The following is a 3,282-nucleotide window of genomic DNA, read 5'->3' on the forward strand; positions in this document are numbered from 1 at the left end:
GGCGACGCCTGAGCTCAGCCCGGCTGGCCGGCGACCGGCAGCAGCACCGCTGACGGGTGCTCGGGGTCGTGCAGGATCTCCTGCCGCTGCACGACGAGCCGGGCGGCCGCGCCGAGGGGTTCGCCGGTGCCGGGGTTGCGGGCGAACCGGGGGTGCGAGCCGCTGGCGACGTGCACCCGGATCCGGTGGCCCGCCGCGAACCGGTGGGCGGTAGGCCAGAGCGTGACCGCGATCTCGCCGTCGGGGAACCGGCCGGGGACGATCCGCTGAAGACCGCCCGACACGTTCTTCGACACGCCCCTGGCGTCGACGTCACAGACCCTGACCAGCAGGTCGGTGTACTCGCTGCTGGAACGCAGATGGATCCGGGCGGTGATCGGCCCGATCACGTCCAGGTCCTCGCCGAGCGGTGGACCGGTGAAGACCAGGACGTCGTCGCGGGCCTCGACCGGCGCCTGGTCCTTGGGGCCCGCGCCCGCGCCGAGCAGCGGGCCGCCGATGCCGGGCGTCGGATCGGCCGGGTCGTAGGTGTAGCGCGACGGCTCGGACCGCTCGGGCGGGTCGGGTGAGAGCAGCCCGCCGGAGTGCAGATGGAACGGGCGGAGCGTCGCGGGCGGCGGCCAGGCGGGGTAGGTGCGCCACTCCCCCGCGCCCTGCAGGTAGAGCCGGTCGGGGTCGCCGCCCAGTGCGGACCGGTCGCCGGTGACGGCCGCCCGGAACACCAGCAGGGCGTCGCGGACGGCCGCCCCGAACATCGCCTTCGACGTGTGGATCCACGGCCCGATCGTCAGCCGGGGTTCCCGGCCCGCGGCACGCAGCCGGGCGTAGTCGCCGAGCTGGGAGAGCAGGAACAGGTCGTGCCAACCGCCGACCATCGACACGGCAGCCTTCGACTCCCCGACCCTGGTCCGGTGGTCGCGTTCGGGCACCCAGTAGGGGTCGGCGGGGTCGTCGCCGGTCGTCAGCCAGCGCTGGTACCACTCGACGGTCCTGCCGGTGGCCAGGCGGTCGGCCGATCGGAGGGGCATGGCCTGGTAGGCCCGCTCCAGCCGGGCCTCGGCGAGCCTGGCGCGGAGCCCGCGGCCGCGGCGGCCGGTCATCGAGGCCGTCCAGGACAGGCTGCCGCGCAGGGTGAAGGAGTCGCCGAGGTAGTGCTGGTCGCGGAACTGGGAGGCCGTCGCGAAGGGGGCCATGGCGGCGATCCGGTCGCCCGCGTCGGCGGCGATCGCCCACTGTGTGTAGCCGAGGTAGCTGGGCCCGAAGGTGAGGACGGGGCCGTCGCTCCATGGCTGTTCGCCGATCCAGTCGAGGGTGGCCAGGCCGTCGCGGCGTTCGTCGCCGTAGGGCTCGAAGGTTCCGGCCGATCCGCCGGTGCCGCGCACGGCCTGCACCAGGACCCGGTAGCCGCGTTCCGCGAACGGCAGGGCCGCGCCGCGCTCCAGCCAGCCGCGCCGCCCGTAGGGGGTGCGGACCAGGATGAGCGGCGCGTTCGGCACCTTGCGCGGAAGGTAAAGATCGGCGAGCAGTTCGACGCCGTCGTCCATGGGGACCACAAGATCACGTCGAATCTCGACATCCCGGGTGACGGCGGGCGGCAGGCGCAGAACACGTTCGGCGATCCGGCTCACGAGCGTCATGAGATCACTGTGGCGCACGTACCAAGAGATCCGCCAGTGCGCGCGCCTCCGCTACGCACTGTTACCGAACCGGTACCGTGCAGCCCGGAGGGCCGCCCCCAATGCTGCCTTCTTTTCGCAAACACAGGGTCATGGCCGCAGCGGCGGTCTCGGGGGAGTTCAGCGATGTTCACCATGCCCAAACTAGGGCGAATTCTTATGGTTTCGACGGGCGCGTGGGCAGCGCTCGTCGCGATGGGCAGCGCGCAGGCCGCGCCCTGCCCCTGCGGGAAGACCGTGACGTACGTCGACTGCGGCGCAGGCAAGGGCGGCGACGGCAGCAAGGGGAAGCCGTACGACCGGCTCGCCGACCTCGCCGGCTTCAAATACGGGCCCGGCAGCCAGGTCCGGCTGGCGCGCGGCGCCGTCTGCGAAGGGACCCTGCGGTTCCAGGGGTCGGGCACCGAAGCCGACCCGATCGTCGTGTCGCCCTACGGCGACGGCGACGCACCGGCCGTCATCGACGCGGCCGGAGCCGAACAGGCCGTCCTGCTCAGCGGACAGCAGTGGGTGACCGTCCAGGACCTGACGCTGACCGCGCCCGGCGACGGCACCAAGGCGCGCCGCGGCGTCTACGTCATCGGCAAGGACGCGGGCACGCTGCGCGGGATCAGGCTCAGCGGGCTCGACATCCACGACGTCAGGGGCGCGGACCCGGCCAAGACCCAGCAGCCGGACTCCGGCACCGGAGCGGGTGGCTCCGGCGGGATCGTCCTGGACGCCCAGGGCGCCACCACGCCGACCGCGTTCGACGGCATCGTCATCACGGGCAACCGGCTGCGGACCGTCGACCGGCAGGGCATCGCGCTCTGGTCGAACTGGTGCCGCAAACCCGACCTCGCGCCCGACTGGAAACCGGCGTGCACCGAGGCGTGGAAACCGGCGAAGAACGTGGTCGTCGAGGACAACGTGCTCACCGATGTCGGCGGGGACGCCGTGGACGTCAACGCGGCGGACGGTGCGAAGATCCTCGGCAACACCGTGCAGGGGTTCAACACGCGGATGCCGGGCGGGCAGGGCGTCGCGGTCGCCGGTGCGACCGGCACGCTCGTCGAGGGCAACGAGGTGTCCGGCGGGATCGGCACCGAGGGCGGCATGGCGTTCCGGATCGGCGGCGCGACCGCGGGCACCACGCTGACCGGGAACGTCTCGCACGACAACGGCGGCGGGTTCACCGAGCTGGCGGGCGCGCCGGACGCGCCCGTCAAGGGGTTCGCGATCCGCGGCAACCTGTCGGTGAACGACTCCTCGCGCGGACTTTCCATCACCGGCGCTCCGGTGACGGGCGGCCAGGTCGCGGGCAACACCGTGCACCTCGACCCGAGCGTCTCACAGATCCTGGTCGACGCCGTGCCCGACAAGGACCTGGAGGTGAAGTACGTCGACAACCTCGTCTCCCGGTCCGCGGGCGAACCGGGACAGAAGGGGACCGTCGGCTGGAACGTCGGCGCGGCGGGCTTCACCATCGACCACAACCTGCTGTCCGGGGTGCCCGTGCCCGAGAGCGCCACGGCGACCGTCGCGGGCGACCCGCGGCTGGTCGCGGGCGGCGCGACCGAACCGCACGCCTACCAGGTGCGGCCCGGCTCACCGTCGCTCGGCGCGG

The 3,282-nt window shown here is 72.9% G+C and carries 2 protein-coding genes; one reads left to right on the forward strand and one right to left on the reverse strand.

Annotated elements, in window-relative coordinates; all coding sequences use genetic code 11:
• Positions 1–14 precede the first annotated feature (14 nt).
• Positions 15–1,637, reverse strand: coding sequence for a CocE/NonD family hydrolase (locus ACYVE7_RS31530; protein ID WP_460369904.1), 1,623 nt, complete (start codon positions 1,635–1,637; stop codon positions 15–17).
• 198 nt (positions 1,638–1,835) lie between these two features.
• Here ACYVE7_RS31530 and ACYVE7_RS31535 point away from each other — a divergent pair.
• A partial coding sequence (locus ACYVE7_RS31535) for a right-handed parallel beta-helix repeat-containing protein (RefSeq protein WP_460369906.1) occupies positions 1,836–3,282 on the forward strand: 1,447 nt, incomplete at its 3' end.

It is taken from the genome of Actinocorallia lasiicapitis, from assembly GCF_054778695.1.